Here is a 20,129-nt window from a genome sequence, read left to right on the forward strand (position 1 = left end):
AGTTTGTTTCCGTCAGCGCTGCAGAACATGGCGCGGCGCACCCCTGTGCGGTTGTGCACGGGGGCGGCCAGGCCAACTCGGTTAAGGGCTACCAGCAGATACCTTCGGAGCCAGCACGCGACGCCGTCGGCATAAAGCCGATCAGGTCAACCACATGCTTGCCGGCGAGGGCCTGCTGGGCCAGGGGCGCAAAGCGCTCGTCGGCATTGCCCAGAACGATGATCTCGGCGTTATCGACCACCGCATCGAAGTCGCTGTTGAGCAGCGAGGACACATGGGGAATCTTCGATTCGATGTATTCCTTGTTGGCCCCGTAGACGCGGGCATATTCGACGTTGCTGTCGTAGATGCTCAGCTCGAAGCCCTTGCCGATCAGCATCTCGGCCAGTTCCACCAGCGGGCTTTCGCGCAGGTCGTCGGTGCCGGCCTTGAAACTCAGGCCGAGCAGGGCGACCTTGCGCTTGTCGTAGCTGGCAATGATGTCGTAGGCGTTCTGCACCTGAACCACGTTGCTGCGCATCAGCGAACCGATCAGCGGCGCTTCGACATCCAGGCTGCTGGCACGGTAGGACAGGGCGCGCACGTCTTTCGGCAGGCAGGAGCCGCCGAAGGCGAAGCCCGGCTTCATGTAGTACTTGGACAGGTTGAGCTTGTGGTCCTGGCAGATCACATCCATCACTTCACGGCCATCGACGCCAACGGCCTTGGCGATATTGCCGATCTCGTTGGCGAAGGTGACCTTGGCCGCATGCCAGACGTTGCAGGTGTACTTGATCATCTCGGCGACATCGATGTCCTTGCGGATGACCGGGGCGTCGAGCTCGCGGTAGATGCTTTCCAGCAGGTCGCCGGAGGCGGTGTCCAGTTCGCCGATCACGGTCATGGGCGGGAAATCGTAGTCCTTGATCGCGGTGCTTTCGCGCAGGAACTCGGGGTTCACTGCCACGCCGAAGTCGACGCCGGCCTTCTTGCCCGAGCAGTCTTCGAGGATCGGAATTACCACGTTCTTCACGGTACCCGGCAGCACGGTGCTGCGTACCACCACGGTGTGGCGTTCAGGCTTGTTGCGCATGGCGAAACCGATTTCGCGGCACACGCCTTCGATGTAATCGAGCTCCAGATCGCCGTTCTTTTTGCTCGGCGTACCGACGCAGATAAACGAGACTTCGGTGTCACGGATTGCGTCGGCCACATCGGTGGTGCCGCGCAGGTGACCGGAGTTCAGACCCTGCTGCAGTAATACTTCCAGACCGGGTTCGACTATTGGCGATTTGCCGCTGTTGATCAGATCGATTTTATGGGCGGAAATATCCACGCCCACTACGTCATGACCGCGCGCCGATAAACAACCGGCACACACGGCACCCACATAACCCAAACCAAAGATACTGATTCGCATAGTATTACCTCGTCCATTTGTTGCGTAGTTGAAGAGTGGCTTTTGGCCAACATTGTTCGTTTAACTCAGTGCGATAAGCAGGCTGAATTAATTTAGGCATTAGGAGTTTCGACAGTCGAAAAAGGCTGTCGGAGCGGGGCTTATAATATAAAGCGTGCCCTGTTTAACTTTTGAGCTGCTGCCTTAGAGGCTCTAGCTCATGGCTTCGAGTGGGTCTTTTGGTCGGCGCAAGTTCTCCTGTCGTCGCTCAGCAACTTTTCTTTGGGTATAACTATCCAGCGGACATGCGTCCGGCAATTAAGGGCAGTTTGGGTTCATGTAGAAAGTTACATGAAGAAATATGTTGCGTGGGTAAGAGTGCGGGATTTTTCCTATAGTTCCTACCGTTCGTCCACTTTCGTGAATTGTGTGTGCTGTTGAAGTGATGGCCACTGATTGCACGTTGATGGCAATTTATAAGCACTATGTAATAGCACTATGAGTACCCGTGCGCGGTGTATAAGGCGGGCGGAAAGTTCAGTTTATTTGTGCGCGAGAATTGTCCCGCAGGGGAATACGGGGCAGATGTGCGCCGTACGGGGCGAGCGGGCCGGGGAGCGGCCCGTTGCGGGGAAGGAGAAGGGGGGCGGAATCAGTCTTGCGGGTGGTCGCGCAGGAATACCAGCTTGTCGGTTTTCGACTGTTCGGCCGAGTAGCGGTAACCCTGATAGGCGAAGTCCTTGAGGCCTTCGGCAGCGTTCAGACGTTCCTTGATCACATAGCGCGCCATCAGCCCACGGGCTTTCTTGGCGTAGAAACTGATGATCTTGTATTGGCCGTTCTTCAGGTCCTTGAACTCGGTGTCGATAATCCGCGCATTCAGCGCCTTGCGTTTCACCGCGCTGAAGTATTCGGTGGACGCCAGGTTGAGCAGCACCTGATCGCCCTGGGCGACCAGAGCATCATTCAGCCAGCCGCTGATGCGCTCACCCCAGAAGTCATAGAGGTTATTGCCGCGGGGGTTGGCCAGCTTGGTGCCCATCTCCAGGCGATAGGGCTGCATCAGGTCGAGGGGACGCAACACGCCATAAAGACCGGAGAGCATGCGCAGGTGGTCCTGGGCAAAGTCGAAATCGGCTTCGCTGAAATCCTCGGCGTTCAGCCCGGTGTAGACGTCGCCCTTGAATGCCAGCAGCGCCTGCTTGGCGTTGGACGGGTTGAACGGCCGCTCCCAGCTGCCGAAGCGCGCGGCATTGAGGCCGGCGAGCTTGTCCGACAGGTGCATCAGCTCGGCGATCTGCGCCGGGCTGAAGTCGCGCAACTGGTTGATCAGGTCCTGGGCGTGGTCGAGGTGTTCAGGCTGGGTAAAACGCGGGGTCGCCGGCGGCGTCTCGTAATCGAGGGTCTTGGCCGGCGAAATCACCATCAACATAGAGTCTGCTCCTGAAAGTCTGGGCGCGATTCTAGAAGCTGGCGGCGGTTGAGACTACCTATAAGGTCGATTGGCGCGCTTGACCCAAGGGCGGCCCCGGGGTTGTAGTCTGCTCTGGTCGAATCCTCCAAGGAGCTGCCATGACCGCCTGTAACCATTCGCGCTGGGAACCTTCCCACGACTACCGCCCGCTGGAAACCACGGCCGAGCGCCAGGCCTGGCGGGTGGCGGCGCTGACCGGGGCGACCATGCTGGTGGAGATTGTCGCCGGCTACGCCTTCAACTCCATGGCCCTGCTGGCCGATGGCTGGCATATGGCCTCGCATATGCTCGCCATCGGCCTGACCGCTCTGGCCTATCTGCTGGCGCGGCGCTATGCCGATGACCCGCGCTTTGCCTTCGGCACCTGGAAGGTCGAGGTGCTGGCCGGCTTTGCCAGTTCGCTGATGTTGCTGGTGGTGGTGGCCATGCTGGCCTTCGAGTCGCTGTGGCGTTTATGGCAGCCCCAGACGATCGCCTTCGACATGGCCTTGTGGGTGGCGGTGGTTGGCCTGCTGGTCAACCTGGCGTCGGCCTGGTTGTTGCGCGACCCGCATCAGCACAGTCACGGCCATGCGCATGGTCATGGCGATCACGACCACGTCCACGACCAGGATCATGCTGCTCCGGCGGCTGGCAAGGACCTTAATCGCCATGCCGCCTTTGTCCATGTGCTGGCCGATGCCCTGACCTCGGTGGCCGCCATCGTCGCGCTGCTGGGCGGTCTGTTGTTTGGCTGGAGTTGGCTCGACCCGCTGATGGGGGTAATCGGTGCCGTGATCATCGCGGTCTGGGCCAAGGGCCTGCTGCTGGAAACCGCCAAGGTGCTGCTCGACCGCGAGATGGACAGCCCCGTTGTCGAGCGCGTGCGCGCTGCCTTGGCCCAGGAAGCGGACACCGAACTGGCGGATCTGCATCTCTGGCGCGTCGGCCGCGCGCAATTCGCCTGCATCGTCAGCGTGGTGACCCATGGCTCGGCTACGGCGGATCGTTACAAGGCGCGGCTGGCGGGGATTAACGAGTTGGTGCATGTGACCGTGGAGGTCAATTGCTGCAGCACTGGGGCGGCGGTAGGGGAGGCTTGTTGAGGTAAATTGCTCGACGGCGCTATCGGCGGTATGACTTCCGACTTTAACGGCGCTTAGGCAGGTCGCCAAGCGCTATTTGTCGCTCCGACAAATAAACCTGTAAATGCTGAAAAATACGTTTTTCTGTCATCTTTTTTGGAGTATCTAAAAGACAAGACCGCCGAACCCTGCAGACAGGTGGCGGCCATTGGCCCTCACCTTACTTGCAGCCTTCTCAGCCTCGGCACTGAGGAGTCGACGGCCCCTCCGCGGCGCAGTCTCGCCCCTGCGTTGCTTGGCTACTACAAGAAGGTGACCGAGTATGGATGACCACGGACGCTCCAAGCCCACCGCCCCAACCCTGTACGCCCTCGACACCAATGTGCTGGTCCACGACCCCAACGCGCTGCTGAATTTTCAGGAGCACCATGTCGCCATTCCGATGACCGTACTGGAGGAGCTGGACAAGCTTAAAACCGGCAAACAGGGAGTAGCCGCCGAATGTCGCCAGGCCATCCGTCTGATCGACAAGATTCTCGGTGTGGCGACCCCGGAAGAAGTGGAACTTGGCGTACCGATCCAGCGCGACAAGAGCGGGCCCTGCGGTTACCTGTCGATCCTGATGAGCAAGAGCGCGTCGCCCATCACCTGGCTACCGGAAGACCTCAACGACAACAAGATCATCAATCAGTTGGTGGAGCTGAAGGCGCGCCGTCCGGGGCTCAACGTGGTGCTGGTGACCAAGGACATCAACATGCGCCTGAAGGCGCGCGCCTGTGGCATCGACTCGGAGGACTACCACACCGACCAGTTGGTCGACGATGTGTCGCTGCTGTCGCAGGGTTACCACAACATGGACGGTTCCTTCTGGGACCGCGTGAACAAGGTGGAAACCCGTCAGGACCACGGCCGTACCTGGCACCGCGTGCAACTGACCGACAACCTGCCGGCGGTGCACGTCAACGAGTTTATCCTCGACGAGCAGGGCTTTGTCGGCTGGATCAAGGGCATCAAACACGGCGAACTGCTGATTCTCGACATGCATCAGGAGCCCCTGATGCACCAGGAAGCCTGGGGCCTGCGCCCGCGCGACGTGTATCAGTCACTGGCGCTGTTTGCCTTGCTTGATCCGGATATTCACCTGGTCAACCTGTCCGGCGCGGCCGGTTCCGGTAAAACCATTCTGGCCCTGGCGGCGGCCATCGAACAGACCATGGTCAGCAAGCGTTACCGGCGCATCATTGCCACCCGCAGCGTGCAGGGGCTGGATCAGGAAATCGGCTTTCTGCCCGGCACCGAAGCCGAAAAGATGGAGCCCTGGCTCGGCGCGATTACCGACAACCTCGAAGCCCTGCATATGGACGACGAGAACACCCACGGCAGCGTCGACTACATCCTGCAAAAGGTCCCGCTGCAGTTCAAATCCCTCAACTACATCCGTGGCCGTAGCTTCCAGCAGAGTCTGATCCTGATCGACGAATGCCAGAACCTCACCCCGCACCAGATGAAAACCATCATCACCCGTGCCGGCAGCGGTTCTAAAGTGGTGTGCCTGGGTAACCTGGCGCAGATCGATACCCCCTACCTGTCGGCCCCCAGCTCGGGCCTGACCTACCTGACGGAGCGCTTCAAGGACTTCGAACATGGCGTGCATATCACCCTGCAGGGTGTGCCACGCTCGATCCTCGCCGAATACGCGGAAACCCATATGTAGCGGCAAGCGACCAGCTTCCAGTAAGAGTGAAACGCGACCCGGGGTCTTTGCCGGCCCCGGGCCTTCGTTTGCACGCCGATCAGCTTGCAGCTGCCATATCCTGACCGTCGGGTTTACAATCGGGCCATCCCTTTCTGGAGTTCGCCCGTGCTTACCCATCTCGATGCCCAGGGCCATGCCCATATGGTCGATGTCACCGACAAGGCCAATACCTTCCGCGAAGCCAGTGCCGAAGCCAGGGTGCGCATGCGTCCGCAGACCCTGCAGATGATCGTCCAGGGCGAACACCCCAAGGGCGATGTATTCGCCGTGGCGCGAATCGCCGGTATCCAGGCGGCGAAGAAAACCAGCGATCTGATTCCGCTGTGTCATCCGCTGATGTTGACCGGGGTCAAGGTCGAATTGACGGCCGAAGGTGAGGATGCCGTGCATATCCGCGCCACCTGCAAACTGGCCGGCCAGACCGGGGTGGAGATGGAAGCCCTGACCGCCGCCAGCGTCGCCGCGCTGACCATTTACGATATGTGCAAGGCTGTGGACCGCGGCATGGTGATCGAGCAGGTGCGCCTGCTGGAGAAACTTGGCGGCAAGAGCGGCCACTACAAGCTGGAGGACCAAGCATGATCCGCGTGCAGTATTTCGCCCGTTATCGCGAGGCCCTGGGCCTGGATGGCGAACAACTCAGTGGCGAGTTTGCCAACCTTGATCAGCTGCGCCAGCACCTGCTGAGCCGCGGCGGGGTGTGGGGTGTGCTGGCCGAGCAGAACCTGATGTGCGCGCGTAACCAGGAACTCTGTGGCCTGGACGAGCCATTGGCGGCGGGCGATGAAGTGGCGTTTTTCCCCACAGTGACCGGCGGCTAAACATGAGCATTCGCGTCCAGTCACAACCCTTCGATCCGGGCAATGAACTCAATGCCCTGCATGCCGCCAATCTGGGCATCGGCGCGGTGGTCAGCTTTGTTGGCTATGTGCGCGATTTCAACGAAGGGCGCGAGGTGGGCGGCATGTTTCTCGAGCACTTTCCCGGTATGACCGAGAAGGCCCTGGGCAAGATTGCCGAGGAAGCCAGGCAGCGCTGGCCGCTGCTGGGTATCGAGATCATCCACCGTGTTGGCCGCTTGGAACCGGGTGAGCCGATCGTGTTTGTCGGCACCACTAGTGCCCACCGGCAGGCGGCATTTGACGCCTGCAACTTCGTGATGGACTACCTCAAGACCCGCGCACCGTTCTGGAAGAAGGAAGACACCGCCGAAGGCCCGCGCTGGGTCGAAGGGCGTTGCTCCGACCAGGCAGCGGCCGAGCGCTGGAAAGCCTCAGAGTGAAGGCAGCCTCGGTGCCCGGCTATCGCGTGCCTTGCCCTTGCTCTGACCGTACTCGCGAAAGGCCTGAGCAATGATCTGGCGCAGCTGTTCGTCGTCCCAGGGCTTGGTCAGAAAGCGGTAGATGGCCCCCTGATTGATCGCATCGGTGACCGATTTCAGGTCGGTATAGCCCGAGAGCACGATACGCATGGTGTCGGGGTGCAGATCCTTGACCCGGCTGAAGAACTCGGTGCCGCTCATCTCCGGCATGCGCTGGTCGGAGAGGATCACCTGCACGTCGTGCTTGGCCAGCAGCTCGAAGGCGTCCTGGGCGCGGGTCGTCATCAGGATCTTGTAGCCATCGCGGCGCAGCAGGCGCGCCAGGGCGCGCAGGATATTTTCCTCATCATCGAGCAGCAGCAGGGTCTGCGCCGGCTCGCTGCCGCTTAGCTGCGGCATGCTTGGGGCTTGGGTCAGCATGCGTTCGCGGAGAAACACCTCAAGCTCGGCGAAGGGCATGGGTTTGGCGAAGTAGTAGCCCTGGAACAGATCGCAGTGGCTCTTCTTCAGAAAGGCGAACTGCGGCTCGGTTTCCACACCCTCGGCGATCACCTTGAGGCGCAGGTGGTGGGCCATGGAAATGATCCCTTGAGTGATGGCAGCGTCGTGCTGGTCGCTGACGATTTCCTCGACAAAAGAGCGGTCGATCTTGACCTTGTCGATAGGCAGGCGTTTGAGGTAATTGAGGCTGGAGAAACCGGTGCCGAAGTCGTCGATGGCGATCTTCACGCCGAGCTTTTTCAGCTGGTGCAGGGTGCTGATTGCCTGCTCGGCATGGTTGAGCAGCACCCCTTCGGTGATCTCCAGCTCCAGCCGTTCGGCATCGAGCTGATGCTTGTGCAGCACCGCCTGGATGCCCTCGACGAAGTTGCTGCGCTGGAAGTGGACCGAGGAGATATTCACCGCCACCGTCGGCCCGCTCATGCCCTGGTCGCAGAGTTGGCGCATCTGCCGGCAGGCGGTGTCCAGCACCCAGACGCTGAGGGGGATGATCTGCCCGGTGTCTTCGGCAACGGGGATAAACAGGGTGGGTGGAATAAAACCTTTTTCGGGGTGCTTCCAGCGTAACAGGGCCTCGATCCCGACCACGCGGCCGCTGCGGCCGTCGATCTGTGGTTGGTAGTAGAGGTCGAAGGCCTGGCTGTCCAGAGCCTTCTGCAGGTCGTTGCGCAGGGTCACCCGTTCGCCGACCCGCTGGTTGAGATCGTTGGTGTACCACTGGTAATTGTTGCGGCCTTCCTGCTTGGCCTTGTACATGGCCAGGTCGGCCTGCTGGATCAACTGCGCCGGCTGCGCCAGTAGGCCGTCGCTGAGGGTGATGCCGATACTGGCGGTGATGTGCAGCTCGACGCCGTCCACCGGATAGGGCCGGGCAATATCGCTGAGCAGGCGCTCGGCCACCAGCAGTACGTCTTCTTCGCGGGCCAGGTCCGGCAGCAGCACCAGGAATTCGTCGCCGCCCATGCGCGCCACGGTATCGCCGGGGCGTACCTGGGCGCACATGCGCCGAGCCACTTCGATCAGGATCTGATCGCCGGAATGGTGGCCGATGGAGTCGTTGATTGGCTTGAAGCCGTCCAGGTCGATAAACATTACCGCCAGGCTGCGCTGGTAGCGTTGGGAGATCTGGCAGCCCTGACGCAGACGGTCTTCCAGCAGGGCACGGTTGGGCAGGCCGGTGAGCACGTCATGGCTGGCATTGAAGCTCAGTTCGGCCTGATAGCGCCGCTCTTCGCTGATGTCGTTCTGCACGCCGATAAAGTGGCTGACCTGGCCGTGCTCGTCGAGCACTGGGGAGATATACAGGTCGTTCCAGAATGGGCTGCCGTCCTTGCGGTAGTTGCGCAGCACCACATGCACTTCCAGCTGCTGCTCCAGGTGGTGGTGGATCAGGGCGAGTGCCGGCTGGTCGCGTTCTTGCGCCTGCAGGAAGCGGCAGTTGCGCCCCAGCACTTCGGCTTCGCTGTAGCCGGTGATGCGCTCGAAGGCCGGGTTGACGTAGATGATCGGGTGGTCGGGAGCCCTGGCATCGGTGATGATCACGCCGTTAAAGCTCGATTCCAGGCCGCGCTTGAGCAGGCGCAGCTGTTTTTCCGCTTCCTTGCGTTCGCTGATATCGCGCAGCGACAGCAAGCGCACCTGACGCCCCTCCCAGTCGGTTTCGGAGAGGTGGATTTCCACTTCCAGGCTCTCGCCGGCCGGGGTGGGCAGGTGCCACTCGAAGAGTTGCTCGGCGTTCAGGGGTAGATCGAAAACCTGTGCTTGCAACTGCGCCTGGTTTGCCTTGAACAGCTGCTCGGCCGCCGGGTTGGCGTAACACAGCTGGCCCTGATCATCGATTACCAGCAGGGCATCGCGGGTGTCGTTGAGCAGCTTGCGGAAGGACTGCTCGCGGCGGGCGGCCTGTTGGTGGGCCTTGTACTTTTCCGTGACATCGATGGCCAGTACCAGGCAGCAGGGCTGCTTGTTGAACTCGAAGTCATGCACCAGCACTTCGGCATACAGCTCGCGGCCGGACTTGTGCAGGTAGGTCCAGACCCCGGCCTGGGGATCGGCAACCGGAACGTCGCGCACTCTAGCGTTGTAGTAGTCGAGAAAGCGCTGCTGCTCGTCCTGGTTGCGGATATCCAGCACGGTCATGTTCTTGAACTCGGCCTGGGAATAGCCGAACAGACGGCTGGCGGCGAGGTTGGTGGCCTGGAAGCACAGGGTTTTTTTGTCGAACACCCACATGGCTTCCGGGTTGGCTTCGAACAGCAGGCGATAGCGGTGTTCGCTGTCGGCCAGCTCGGCACTGCCCAGGCTGCGGTCGATGGCGTAGCGAATGCTGCGCAGCAGTTGCCGATTGTCGAACTGGCCCTTGACCAGGTAATCGGCTGCACCCAGTTCGATGGCGCTGGCATCCAAGTGCGAATCGCCCTGGCCGGTCAGCAGGATGATGGGTTTGACCACGCCCTGCTGCAGGGCGTTGTCGATCAGTTCCAGGCCGGAGTCCGCGCCCAGGCGGTAGTCCACCAGATAGAGGTCGTGTTCCTCGCGCAGCACCAGCTCCAGGCCCTGCTGGAAGTTGTTGCACCACTCCAGCTCGATCGGGGAGTCCGGGTTCTGCCGCAGGATGTCGCGGGTGATGATGAAGTCATCCTCATCGTCGTCGATCAACAGCAGTTTCCAGCCTGGAGCGGTTCTAATCATTGTGGGTTCCGTCCGTGGGCAGCTCGACGATTTCCAGCCAGTAGCGACCAAGGTTTTTCACCACCTCAAGCAGGCCGCTGAAGCTGGACGGCTTGGTGATAAAGGAGTTCACGCCTATAGCGTAGCTGCGCAGGATATCTTCGTCTGCCGAGGAGGTGCTGAGGATCACCACGGGAATGCTGCCCAGCAGGCTGTCGCTCTTGATCTCCAGCAGCGCTTCGCGGCCGTCCATGCGCGGCATGTTGAGGTCGAGCAGGATCAGCCCCGGCAGTGGATAACGTGCTTCATCCTCGTAGGGCGGGCGGTGCTTGAGGTAGTTCATCAGCTCTTCGCCGTCATGGACGAAATGCAGGGGGTTTGGGATGTGGCATTCCCTGAAGGCCTCGCGGGCCATCATGCAGTCGTCCTGATCATCGTCGGCGATCAGGATCTGCACCAGTGGAGCAGTGGTCATAGGCTGGCCCTGTCTAGAGTGGGAAAGGTGATCCGGAATACGCTGCCCTGGCCGGGGACGCTACTGGCCGTAATGCGTGCGCTGTGGCGCTCGGCGATCTTTTTGACGATGGCCAGGCCGATGCCGGTGCCGGCATAGGCCTCACGACCGTGCAGGCGCTGGAAGGGGTTGAAAATGCGGTCGAGGTACTTCTCGTCGAAGCCGATGCCGTTGTCGGCGATGCACAGGGTCCAGTGTGTGGCGTTCTGCGCCTCCACATACAGGCGGATCAGCGGGCGGTTGCCGGGGGCCTGGAATTTCAGGGCATTGCTCAGCAGGTTCTGCAGCAGTTGGCGCAACTGGCTAGGGTCGCCCAGTACTTTGGGTAGTGGCGGGTAGTCGATGCGCGCCTGGCTCTGTTCGATGGCGGCTTCCATGTCCCCGAGTACTTCGCCGAGCACCTGGTTGAGGTCCAGCGGTTGCAGGGGCTGGCCGCGGGTATTGACCCGCGAGTAGTTGAGCAGGTCGATTATCAGCGCCTGCATGCGTGCCGCGGCCGAGGTCATGCGCTGCAGGTAGTCGCGGCTGTCTTCATCCAGCGCCGTGCTGCGGCTGACCAGGCGTTCGGAGAAGGCCTGGATCTTGCGCAATGGCTCCTGCAGATCGTGGGAGGCGACAAAGGCGAATTCCTGCAGCTCCTTGTTGCTGCGCTCCAGTTCGAGCAGGGTCGCCTGCAGCTCCTGCTGAGTCCGACGGCGTTCGCTGATGTTCTGGAAGTAAACCGCCAGGCCCTCTTCGGAGGGGTAGACATGCAGCTCGAACCAGCCGTTCAGGGGCGCGTAGAAGCTCTCGAAGTGGCGCGGCTGACCGCTGCTCATGGCCTGGCGGTAGTGCTCGCCGATTTCGCTGTCGTAGGAGCCCGGGAAGGCCAGCCACAGTTGCTGGCCGAGCAGGCCGGGGGCGCTGGCCTGCAACAGTCGCTCGGCTTCGTGGTTGGTGTAGGTGAAGCGCCAGTCGGTGTCGAGGGTGTAGAAGGCATCGCTGATACTTTCCAGGGTGTTGCGCAGGCGCTCGGCCAGGGCCTGGGCCTCGGCCAGCGCCTGCTTGTAGCCGCTGACATTCTTGGCGATGCCGAATACCCCGACGATCTGCGCATCGACCATGATCGGCAGATTGGTCACGTCCAGAGTCAGGGCCTTGTGCTGGCGATCCTGCAGGCGCGTTTCATAGTGCTGGGGGGTGCCTGCGCTGGCCGCCTTGAGGTGCTCGCGGATCTGCGCCTGCTGGTCGCTGGCGATCAGCCCGGTGAAGTGTTTGCCGATGATCTCGGCTTCGCTGAGCCCCAGCAGCTGCTGGCCAGCATCGTTGATGCTGAGAAAATGGCCGTGCAGGTCAAAGGAGAAGACCGGGTCCGGGTTGAAGGCGAACAACGAGCGGAAGCGTTGCTGGCTTTCCTGCAGATGGCGACGGTCGGCCGCCCGGGCGATGCCAATGGCCGCCAGCTGGGCAGCGGTGGCCAGGTGCTGGATCTGCTCGTCGTCCGGTGTCTGGGGCTGGCGGTGATAGACGCCAAAGGTGCCCAGGCCCTTGCCGTCGTGGGAAATCAGCGGAAACGACCAGCAGGCCTTGAGGCCGTGGGCCTGGGCCAGGTCGCGGTAGTCCTGCCAAAGCGGGTCGCTGCGGATGTCTTCGCTGATCACCAGTTTCAGCAGGAAAGCCGCCGTGCCGCAGCTGCCGACGCGGGGACCGATGGTCAGGCCGTCGAGGGCCTGGCTATAGGCTGGCGGCAGGTTGGGTGCCGCCCCGGTGTGCAGGTGCTGGCCACTGGCGTCGAGCAGCAGCACCGAGCACAGGGCTCCGGGTTGCTGGGCCTCGATCATCAGGCAGAGGGCTTCGAGGGTTTCGCCCAGCGGTCGGTCGTTGGAAATCATGCTGAGGATCTCCCGCTGGCTTTCGGCGTAGGCCTCGTTCACGACCAGGGGGGTGATGTCATGGGCGACGGCAAACAGGGTCTGCGCCTGTTCGGACCAGTCGACTGTCCAGAGGATATGCAGGATGCGTCCATCCTGGTGCCGGCAGCGGTTGCGCAGGGTGTGGCTGGCGCGAGCGCGCATGCAGGCAACTATTTCCTCCTGGGTCTGCTGGCGGTCTTCGGCCAGCACCAGGTCGATAGAGGCCTGGCCGATCAGGGTCTGGGCCGGGTAACCGAAGAGTTTCTCGCAGGACGGGCTGAGTTCGTGGAAGCGTCCATGGCGGTCGATCGAGCAGAGCACATCATGGGTGAACTGCATGATCCGCTGGTTGAGGTTCTGCGTGCGCAGCTGCAGGGCCAGGCTTTGCTGCAGGTCCTGGTTGGCGCTTTGCAGTTGCTGTGAATGTTCGGTTGCCAGCCAGGCCAGGCGCTGGCTGAGTAGCAGGAAGAAGCTCAGGGCCAGGCCAAACAGTAGGGTCAGGGTGGCCAGGTGGGTGTCGGCATTCAGCGCATGGGGGTTGTGCACGTAGGCGCTCAGCTGCCAGGTCTGGCCATAGGGCAGCAGCAGGCTGCGCTGGCTGACCGGGATGGCGTATTGAATGGGGTCGCTGGTCGAGTCGTACAGCAGCTGATCGCCTTCGCTGGCGTGCACGATAAAACCCTTCAGGTCGCGGTCCCGCAGGTTATCTAGAATGCCGGGCACGTTGAGGCTGGCAACCAGCAATAGTGGCGGCTGGCCGGGCAGGTGCAGCGGGCTGGCGATCAGCGTATTGCGCACGCGGGCATCGCCGTAATCGCGGGTCTGGCCAATCTGTGGGTGCTTGCCGTCTCGCACCTCTTGCAGCCAGCTGCGTTGGTCGGCGTCAGCAACCAGCTGCCGCAGCCAGGCAGCCTGGGCCGGGTTGCGGGCTTCAAGCCGGCGAGGGTCGAGGTCGTGATCAAGCAGCGCCAGCAGTTTCAGATTGGGGAAGTCGCGCAGGGAACTGTGTGCTTCCTGCTGCCAGAGGCTGGGGCTAGGCATAAGCCCGACTATCTGCCAGCGATCGGTCATGCGCTGTATCAGTGTCAGGTGGCTCTGCAGATCCTCGGTGGCGGCGCTTGCCATCTTCGTGAGCAGCATGTCGCCTTCACGGCTGATGATGTGGATCGCCTGTGTGCTTAGCAGGTACCAGCTGGAGCAGGCGAGCAGAGTGCCGAAGATACCAGCGCTGAGGGTGCGCGGGTCGAGCCGGTCATGCTCTGCGCGCGGGTGCAGGCTCAGCATAATGATGCTCAGGCCCAGGCACAGAACGAAGAGGTTGGCCACATGGGTTGCGTCGTACTTGAAGCCCAGGCGGATCATTTCGAGCGGCGGCCAGCTGTCGGCCAGCTGCGAAAGTATGGCCAGGATCATCAGTGCGCCGCCGGCCAGGCAGGCGACGCGTCTGGCCAGCCGTGCGCCGCCGCTCAGGTACAACGCCAGGGTGGCCAGCAGCATGCTCACGGCCAGGCCGCTGCGCATGCGCAGAAAGCCGCTGAGCCAGGACTGGCCGATATTCTCACCGCCCGCGAGCAGGTTGTGCAGCAGGCTGTAGAGGGTCAGCGCGACCAGCAGGGCGGCCAGCAGTTGGCGCGCCGCCATGGCTTGCCGGGTTGCGGCGAGAATAAGGCCGCCCATCAGGACCGACATCAGGGCGCTGTCGGGTAGCAGCACCACGTTGTGGCGGGTCGGTTGTTCGAGCAGCAGATAACCGATCAGGCTGATCGCGCCCAAGCCGAGCATGGCGAACGCCAGCACGTGCAGGTAGGCGGCGACGATCAGGTGGCGGGTATGCATGAATATTCCTTTAATAGCTGGGCAAACCCGCTTGAGCCGCTGCGCTTGCCCTTGCCTGTGGGGGGCTATGCACGGTGGCTGCTAGTAGTTGCTGGGTTCGCTTTCATCCGGTTCGTCGAGGTCGAGCAAGACCACGCCCTGGGCGTCGCGCCTGACTCGGGTGATGCCTGGGTGTTCGTCTTCCAGGCGCTGCAGTTCCTGTTCCTGGCGGTCGATGGCCGATTGCTGGCTGCGTACCTGGGCCAGCAGGCGCTGGTTTTCGAAGCGCAGCAGGTAGAGGTCGATGGCCGACTTGATCGCGGCCTCGAGTTCGTAGTCGTCCCAGGGCTTGGAGAGGAAGCGATAGATCTCCGCGCGGTTGATCGCCTGCATCATCGACTGGCGATCGCCGTGGGCGCTGAGCATCATGCGGATGGCATGGGGCTGGCGCTGCTTGGCGAACTGCAGGTAGGTGATGCCATCGAGGTTGGGCATCTGGTAATCGGAAATGATCACCGCGAACTCGTGTTCGGTGAGCGCTTCCAGTGCCGCCTGGCCATCGCTGAAGCTGTGCACCTCCCAGCGATGCGGGTGCAGCACCCGCTGCAGGGCGCTGAGGATGTGCGGGTCGTCATCGAGCAGTTGGATCTTGATCATCATGGCTCTCCGTCGGGTGTCGCCGCGGTGTCTTCGGGCTTGCGTACGAACAGGGTGTAGTGCCCCCCTTCGGTGGCTTCGAAGGCGATCAGCTTGTCGATCAGCGCGCGGGTCAGGGGTTTGCCCTGGTTGAGCAGGAGCATGCCGTTTTCCGCGTGGAGGTTGCGCGCCAGCACCATGCCCGGCTCCAGGCGGCGGGTGTCCAGGGCGAGAATGCTGGCGTCGGCCAGGGCCAGGTCGGGGGCCAGGGTGGTGCACAGGGTGACAAAGTCTTTGCACAGCTGTGGGTCGTAGAGGCGCCCGGCGTATTTCTGCATCAGCAGCAGGGCTTCGTCGCGGTTTAACCGGCGCTCCAGCACCAGGCCGCGCTGCAGTTCGATAAAGTCCACCGCCAGCTTGAGAATACGCGAGCCGAGGGGGATCGCCGTGCCGGCCAGGTGGTCGGGGTAGCCCTGGCCATCCCAGCGCTCCTGGTGATGGCGGATCAGGCGGCCGGCATCCTGCACCGGCTCCAGGGTCATCAGCAGGCTTTCGCCGACCACCGGGTATTGCCGGTAGCGTGCCCGCTCCTCCTTGTACAGCAGATCGGCGGGGCGCTGCAGCAGCTGGTCGTCCCAGGCCAGCTTGCCGATGTTGTACATGGCCGCCGCCATGGCCAGGTTGTTGCTGCTGCTCTCGTCGAGTTGCTGGAAGTCGGCAAAAGCCTTGGCCAGGGCGATGACCTGGGTGTTGGTCTGTTGCTCCTTGCCCAGGCGCTGGCCGACCAGGTTGGCGAACACTTCGGTGGCGGTGACATAGCTCCTGCGCAGCTCGGAGTAGGCCAGGTCGAGCATATCGGCGGTTTGCTCAAGCTCGGAGGTGCGGTCGCGTACGCGCTGCTCAAGGCTGGCGTTGAGTTCCTGCAGGCGCTGGTTCTGCTCGCGGGTCAGGTCTTCCAGGCGCATCCGCTCGTGTTCGGAGTGCTGGAAGGCCAGGGCCTGGTGGATGATCAGGCGCAGCTCGTTATCGTCCCAGGGTTTGCTGATATAGCGGTAGATCTGCCCTTCGTTGATCGCCTTGACCGTGGTGGTCAGGTCGGCATAGCCGGTCAGCAGGATGCGCAGGCAGTTCGGCCAGCGCTGCTGCACTTGGGCCAGCAGCGCCGCACCGTCCATCCCGGGCATGCGTGCGTCGGATATCACCAGGTCGATAGGCTGCTCGGCGAACAGCTGCAGGGCCGCCTCGCCGCTGTTGCAGGTCAGAAGCTTATAGGGTTCATTGCGCAGCACCCGGCGCAGGCTGTTGAGGATGTTCTCTTCGTCGTCGACCAGCAGCAGGGTGGCCAGCGTCGGATTCTCGGCTGCATTCATGGCTGGGGGGCGTCCGCTTGTGGTCGGGCATTGGCCTGGCGAAGCGGCAGGTTGATGCGAAAGCGGGTGCCGACATCCGGTTCGCTGTGCACCTCGATGCTGCCGCTGTGTTTCTGCACGATGTTGTAGGACAGCGCCAGACCCAGGCCCGTGCCTTTGCCGACCGGCTTGGTGGTGAAAAAGGGTTCGAAGATGCGGTTGAGCAGTTTGGGGTCAATACCCTTGCCGTTGTCTTCGACCTCGATCCAGGCCCAGTCGTCATCGCAGCCGGTACGCAGGGTGATGCGGCCGAACTGCTCGATGGCGTGGGCGGCATTGACCAGCAGGTTCATCACCACCTGGTTGATCTGCGACAGGATGCACTCGACCTCGGGCAGTTTGCCGTATTCCTTGATCACCTCGGCCTTGTACTTGAGCTCGTTGTTGACCACGTTGAGGGTGGTGTCCAGGCCGCGGTGCAGGTCGGCCGGGCGGAATTCGTCTTCCTCGATATGGGAGAAGTCCTTGAGTGCGCTGATGATCCGGGTGACCCGGTCGATGCCGTCTTCCGACTCGCTGATCAAGGCCGCCACATCGCCGCGGATATAGTCGTACTCCAGCTGGCGCTTGAGCTGGCGCAGCTCATCCAGGTCGCCGGCAGAATCCACCGCATCGGCGATCTTCAGCAGGTCGCGGACATAGCCGTCGAGGGTCTTGAGGTTGGAAAACACATAGCCGATGGGGTTGTTGATTTCATGGGCCACCCCGGCGGCCAACTGACCAATGGCCGCCATTTTTTCCGATTGCAGCAGCTGGCTATTGGCGGTTTCCAGCTTGCGCAACAGCTGATCCTGCTCGGCCTGCTTAGTGCCCAGGGCCTTGAGCGCGGCGCGCAGCTGCTCATTGCCCTGGGCCACGGCGCTGGTGTCATACACCACCAGGCCAAAATGGGTGGCCGCGTCCGGGGTGCTGAAGGGAAACAACAGGGTGCTCTGCAGGGCCAGCAGGCTGGACTCGCTGCTCACGGGCTGCAGCTGCAGCGGTGGTATCTCCAGCCAGTGGCTGTAGACATGCCGGCCCTGGTCACGGGCCAGTTCGATGCTACGGTTGAAATCGGCCGAGATGGCTTGCGGAAAAACCTCCGCCAACAGCTGTCCACAGGCCTGTTCGAGGGGCGTGGCGCAACGCTCGGCGACAAAGCTATTCCAGTACTGAATCCGCATGTCTGCATCCAGTACGATGATGCCAAGGTGGATATTGCCGATTAGGGCGTGGAGCAGTTGAGCCGTGAATCCTTCCATTGCAAGCTCCTTCTAACGGCATGACTGGACTCTTGGGCTAGAGTATTAATCGAATAACCCAGGGTAGCCAGAATTAAGACGCCATAAATATGACATTCATGGCCAGGTGCTACCATCTGCGCTGCTTAGTCAATAAGTCAGGTTAGACCATGCCTCATGCCGAGAGTGAAAGACTGATTGCCTACCGTTTCACCTTCGCAGACGGGCAAACGCTGGAGCACAGCGTCGATCTGCAGGGGGAATCCGCTTCGGCCGCGGCGGCGGCCTGGGCTCGCCTGGATTTTCAGCAGTGCCCGCATTGCCCCCTGTCCGTCAAGGATAGTGCGCTCTGTCCTTTTGCGGCGGCCCTGCAGCAACCGGTCAGCATGTTGGCCAGCCATGCCTCGTTCGAGCCGGTGGAAGTGCTGGTGCGTTGGCGCGACCGGGAAATCCGCCAGCACACCACCTTGCAGCGTGCGGCAGGCTCGCTGCTGGGGGCCATTGGCGCGGCCAGCGGTTGCCCGCATACCCGGCTGCTCAAGGCCATGGCCTGGTTTCACCAGCCGTTCAGCGGCAGCGACGAGACCCTGTACCGGGTGTTGGGCAGCTACCTGCTGGGCCAGTATCTGCGCACTCAACATGGCTTGACCGCGGACTGGGACCTGGAAGGGCTGCGCACGGTCTACCGCAACCTGCGCCAGGTCAATCTGGGCATGGCCCAGCGGTTGCGCTCCGCCGCCGAGGAGGACTCCAGCATCAATGGCCTGATCCTGCTCGACCTGCTGGCCGCCGACACCCTGTATAGCCTCGACCGTTATGACGGCGAGCTGGACCGCTTCTTTGCCGAGTACCTGGAAGGCCCTGAGGGCGGCTGAGTACGGTGGCCTAGCGACGCAGTACCACGGGCGTGAGCCAAAGACGATTGTGCCGCGCCTTCTCCAGGCGAGATTTCGGGCTGCTTCGCTGCTGGGTTGATTAGTCCAGCAACGCCCCTTCCACCCGGTTACGGCCATTGTGCTTGGCCTGGTACAGCGCTCGGTCGCTGGCGGCGTACAGGCGTTCATAGCTGCACGCCTGGCCGACCGGGACAGCCACCAGGCCGATGCTCACGGTCAGCGCCAGTTCCTGGCCCTCGAACTGCCGCAGTTGCTGTTCCACGCTCTGGCGCAGCAGCTCGGCGATTTGCAGGCCCTGCTGTAGGTCGCACTCGGGCAGCAACAGGACAAACTCCTCACCACCAATACGCGCCAGGCTGTCGCTGGCCCGCACCTGGCTGGCCAGCAGGGTGGCGGTCTGACGGATCACCCGGTCGCCCAGCGGATGACCGTACTGGTCGTTGATCTGCTTGAAGTGATCGAGATCGAGCATCAGCAGGCACAGCGGCTGCTGGTTGCGTTCGGCGCGCAGCAGTTCGTGGGCGACGATCTCGCCGAAGGCGCGGCGGTTTAGCAGGCCGCTCAGCGGGTCGTGTTCGGCCAGGTAGCTGAGGCGGGCGTTCTGTTGTTCCAGCAACTGTTGCTGGGCCTCCAGGCGTTGTTGCTGGGTGTGGATTTGCACGAAGTGGTGCCACTGCGACCAAGCCAGGGCCAGGGCAATGGCGCAGATGGACAGGCCGTTGACCCGGTTGCTGAGCAGCAGGGCGGGGTCGCTCTGGGTTTGCCCTATGGCCCAGATAAACAGGCCCAGGGTCGTGGAAAATAGCAGCAGGGCGGGTAGCGGGCGATGCAGAAACACCAGTGCCACCAGGGTGCAACCTACCAGCAGCGGGGTGATATTGCTGGTCACCAGTTGGTCGATGCTGCTGATCAGCGCGGCAAAACCCAGGGTGCCGAGGATGCCGACAGTGATGCAGGCCTGGCGCAGCCGCGCCAGGTGCGGGTGGCGATTGAGCCACCAAGTGGCCAGGGCCAGTAGGCCGAAAAACAGCAGCATGGCGGCATGGGCGAAGATGATGCCCTGCACCCACAGCGCCTCGTTGGCCGACTGCGCCGGGCGGCCCCAGAACATCCAGATATGCAGCAGGTTGACCGGCGGTGCGATGGGCGCAGCCAGCTTCAGGCGGTGTAGATTCTGTTCCAGCTGCAGGGCGCTCCATTGCCGCTGAGTCCGTTGCAGGGCCTGCCAGTCGATACCGCCGATATGCAACGCGTGTGCTCCGTTTTACTCAGGTGTGGGGTCGCATCGGCGCTCCGGGATGGCGCGTAAGTTACAGGGCTTTTATCGCCAAGGCGATGCGAGCAGAGTCTGTATGCCGCCAGGCAGCGGGCGAAGGGGCCTGCTCCGTAGGGTGCGCCGGTGCGCACCAGCGTCAGCTGCAGAACCTTGGTGCGCGGTGCGGCCTATCCATTGCGGCTTCTACGGCAAGTTACCCCTGCAACACGTAACGGCTACATCACCAAGAAAAATGCCGATTCCCGTTATTTCCGGGAACCGGCGTTTAGCGATCAGGGCTTCTTTTCCAGTGCCCGCTGGCGCTGCC

The 20,129-nt window shown here is 62.2% G+C and carries 15 protein-coding genes; 6 read left to right on the top strand and 9 right to left on the bottom strand.

The window, feature by feature from the left end:
* Nucleotides 1-88: 88 nt before the first annotated feature.
* On the bottom strand, nt 89-1,399 hold the full coding sequence (gene algD / locus VMP31_RS15440; protein ID WP_325508589.1) for a GDP-mannose 6-dehydrogenase: 1,311 nt from the start codon (nt 1,397-1,399) through the stop codon (nt 89-91).
* 631 nt (nt 1,400-2,030) lie between these two features.
* Complete coding sequence (yaaA, locus tag VMP31_RS15445) at nt 2,031-2,810, bottom strand: peroxide stress protein YaaA (protein WP_325508590.1); 780 nt, start codon at nt 2,808-2,810, stop codon at nt 2,031-2,033.
* A 140-nt stretch (nt 2,811-2,950) separates the two neighbouring features.
* Here yaaA and dmeF point away from each other — a divergent pair, with 140 nt between their 5' ends.
* From dmeF to moaE, 5 genes are all read left to right on the top strand, one after another.
* Nucleotides 2,951-3,937: a CDF family Co(II)/Ni(II) efflux transporter DmeF gene (gene dmeF, locus VMP31_RS15450; RefSeq protein WP_325508591.1), complete on the top strand. Its 987-nt coding sequence runs from the start codon at nt 2,951-2,953 to the stop codon at nt 3,935-3,937.
* A gap of 301 nt (nt 3,938-4,238) precedes the next feature.
* A complete protein-coding gene (locus VMP31_RS15455) occupies nt 4,239-5,630 on the top strand; it encodes a PhoH family protein (RefSeq protein WP_325508592.1) in 1,392 nt (463 codons plus the stop codon).
* Nucleotides 5,631-5,777: 147 nt separating this feature from the next.
* Entirely contained in the window at nt 5,778-6,254 is a 477-nt protein-coding gene (gene moaC, locus VMP31_RS15460) for a cyclic pyranopterin monophosphate synthase MoaC (protein WP_325508593.1), read from the top strand.
* Nucleotides 6,251-6,493, top strand: a complete 243-nt coding sequence (locus VMP31_RS15465) for a MoaD/ThiS family protein (protein WP_325508594.1) — start codon at nt 6,251-6,253, stop codon at nt 6,491-6,493. Before moaC ends, VMP31_RS15465 begins: the two co-directional genes overlap by 4 nt.
* Before the next feature lie 2 nt (nt 6,494-6,495).
* Complete coding sequence (gene moaE / locus VMP31_RS15470) at nt 6,496-6,954, top strand: molybdopterin synthase catalytic subunit MoaE (protein WP_325508595.1); 459 nt, start codon at nt 6,496-6,498, stop codon at nt 6,952-6,954.
* On the opposite strand, the gene VMP31_RS15475 is transcribed toward moaE, so the two are convergent.
* From VMP31_RS15475 to VMP31_RS15500, 6 genes are all read right to left on the bottom strand, one after another.
* Nucleotides 6,946-10,185 (bottom strand): EAL domain-containing protein, encoded by a 3,240-nt coding sequence (locus tag VMP31_RS15475; RefSeq protein ID WP_325508596.1) that lies wholly within the window; start codon nt 10,183-10,185, stop codon nt 6,946-6,948. The two genes, moaE and VMP31_RS15475, sit on opposite strands and share 9 nt — an antisense overlap.
* On the bottom strand, nt 10,178-10,639 hold the full coding sequence (locus tag VMP31_RS15480; RefSeq protein WP_325508597.1) for a response regulator: 462 nt from the start codon (nt 10,637-10,639) through the stop codon (nt 10,178-10,180). The genes VMP31_RS15475 and VMP31_RS15480 overlap by 8 nt, the downstream gene beginning before the upstream one ends.
* A complete protein-coding gene (locus VMP31_RS15485) occupies nt 10,636-14,406 on the bottom strand; it encodes a PAS domain S-box protein (protein ID WP_325508598.1) in 3,771 nt (1,256 codons plus the stop codon). The genes VMP31_RS15480 and VMP31_RS15485 overlap by 4 nt, the downstream gene beginning before the upstream one ends.
* Before the next feature lie 81 nt (nt 14,407-14,487).
* A complete protein-coding gene (locus VMP31_RS15490) occupies nt 14,488-15,045 on the bottom strand; it encodes a response regulator (RefSeq protein WP_325508599.1) in 558 nt (185 codons plus the stop codon).
* Nucleotides 15,042-16,391, bottom strand: coding sequence for an HD domain-containing phosphohydrolase (locus VMP31_RS15495; RefSeq protein WP_325508600.1), 1,350 nt, complete (start codon nt 16,389-16,391; stop codon nt 15,042-15,044). The genes VMP31_RS15490 and VMP31_RS15495 overlap by 4 nt, the downstream gene beginning before the upstream one ends.
* Complete coding sequence (locus VMP31_RS15500) at nt 16,388-17,671, bottom strand: ATP-binding protein (protein WP_325508601.1); 1,284 nt, start codon at nt 17,669-17,671, stop codon at nt 16,388-16,390. Before VMP31_RS15500 ends, VMP31_RS15495 begins: the two co-directional genes overlap by 4 nt.
* A gap of 149 nt (nt 17,672-17,820) precedes the next feature.
* Here VMP31_RS15500 and VMP31_RS15505 point away from each other — a divergent pair, with 149 nt between their 5' ends.
* Complete coding sequence (locus VMP31_RS15505) at nt 17,821-18,525, top strand: DUF6901 family protein (protein ID WP_325508602.1); 705 nt, start codon at nt 17,821-17,823, stop codon at nt 18,523-18,525.
* Nucleotides 18,526-18,625: 100 nt separating this feature from the next.
* Here the strand turns inward: VMP31_RS15505 and VMP31_RS15510 are convergent, their stop codons facing one another.
* Nucleotides 18,626-19,795 (bottom strand): GGDEF domain-containing protein, encoded by a 1,170-nt coding sequence (locus VMP31_RS15510; protein WP_325508603.1) that lies wholly within the window; start codon nt 19,793-19,795, stop codon nt 18,626-18,628.
* Between the last annotated feature and the right edge of the window lie 334 nt (nt 19,796-20,129).

This window comes from Pseudomonas sp. (assembly GCF_035512415.1).
Classification (GTDB): Bacteria; Pseudomonadota; Gammaproteobacteria; order Pseudomonadales; family Pseudomonadaceae; genus Aquipseudomonas.